The sequence below is a fragment of the Xenorhabdus budapestensis genome (assembly GCF_002632465.1).
Classification (GTDB): Bacteria; Pseudomonadota; Gammaproteobacteria; order Enterobacterales; family Enterobacteriaceae; genus Xenorhabdus; species Xenorhabdus budapestensis.
On the sequence record NZ_NIBS01000079.1, the window covers coordinates 1 to 1816 of the forward strand.

Consider the following 1816-nt stretch of genomic DNA (forward strand, 5'->3'; position numbering starts at 1 on the left):
AGTATTTAATATTTATCCTATCGTCTTTCGATTGAAAGATTATGGATATGATCAGGAACTAAAAATAACGATAGATTATCGACAGGAATATTTTAGTGAACTGGATATCAACAGAATACTTGAGCGATTACAAAACTTATTCGTTGCCTTGATTAATAATCCTGCATTGTTAGTCAGTGAGTTACCTATTTTATTGGAGCAGGAACGCCAAACATTGCTGCATACCTGGAACCAGCCCGATATACCGCATCCGCAAGACCATACTCTCCAGCAGCAATTTGAGGCTCAGGCGGCAGCCAGACCGGACAGCGTGGCGCTGGTGTTTGAAGGGGAAACGCTGACTTACCGCCAGTTAAATGAACAAGCGAACCAGCTGGCCGCTGTGATCCGGGCACAGTATCAGCAGCAGCGCAATGAACCCATGCCTGTTGATACGCTGGTAGCTTTGTATCTTGATCGCAGTCTGGAAATGGTCATCAGCATACTGGCGGTGCTGAAAGCCGGCGGGGCTTATGTCCCGATATCTCCGCAATATCCGCCTGAACGTATCCGGTTTATTTTGCAGGATACAGCATCACCTTGTGTGGTGACCCAAAAACAGTATCTGGCAACGCTGGAAGAATATACCCGGACACAGGTTGAGCCGCCGGCATTGATAGCGGCGGATGATCAGGCCGTGACAGAAAACCCGCCGGCAGAAAATCCGGCTCCCGTAAGCGGAGCTATGGATCTGGCTTACGTCATCTATACCTCGGGCACGACCGGGCAACCGAAAGGCGTGTTGCAGACACATCATAATGTTGTCCGTTTATTTGCGGCCACTCAGGGAGATTATCAGTTTGACCAAAATGATACCTGGGTGCTTTACCATGCTTACACCTTTGATTTCAGTGTCTGGGAATTATGGGGCGCATTGCTCTATGGCGGGCGTCTGATTATTCCAACAACAGAATACATAAAGGATTTCGGCAGATTCAGCCGCCTCTGTTCTGATCAGAAAGTTACCGTATTAAATCAGACGCCGGGGGCATTTTATGCCTTTATTGAGGCATCACTGAATATGGATGCTGAATTTCCCCATCTTCGCTACGTGATTTTCGGCGGAGATAAACTGAACCCGGTTCAATTAAAACCCTGGTGGGATCATTACGGCGATCACTCTCCGGCCCTGATTAATATGTATGGGATCACTGAAACAACCGTACATGTTACCTGCAGGAAATTAACCCAGGATGACGCGATAACAGCATCCAATATTGGCCGGCCGTTAAATGATATGTATGCCTATGTGTTGAATCATGCCGGGCAGCCTGTCCCTATTGGTGCTCCCGGCGAGTTATACATCGGCGGAGCCGGACTGGCGCGCGGGTATTTAAATCGGCCTGAACTGACCGCCGAGCGGTTTGTGGCAAATCCGTTTGCTACAGACGAGGATAAAGCACGGGGTTACTCCCGCCTGTATAAAACCGGCGATTTAGTCCGCTGGTTATCGGATGGCAACCTGGAATATCTGGGGCGCAATGATTTTCAGGTGAAAATTCGTGGTTATCGTATTGAACCGGGGGAAATTGAAAGCGCACTGGCTGCACATCCGCAGGTCAAGCAGGCGGTAGTGATTGATCGCGAACATGAAGGTAATAAAGCACTGGTGGCCTATTTGATTGCGGAAAGCGAACTTTCAGATGATGAATTGTTCAGACACTTATCTGACCGCTTACCGGAATATATGGTGCCGGCCAGTTTTACCCGTCTTGAATCAATTCCGCTGACCCTGAATGGTAAAGTGGATCGTCGGGCATTACCAGAACCTGTCTGG

1 protein-coding gene is annotated in these 1816 nt (G+C 48.6%); it reads left to right on the plus strand.

From position 1 onward, the window contains the following. Positions 1 to 1816 (plus strand): non-ribosomal peptide synthetase (locus tag Xbud_RS18870; RefSeq protein ID WP_145956680.1); only part of this gene is annotated, 1816 nt, incomplete at both ends.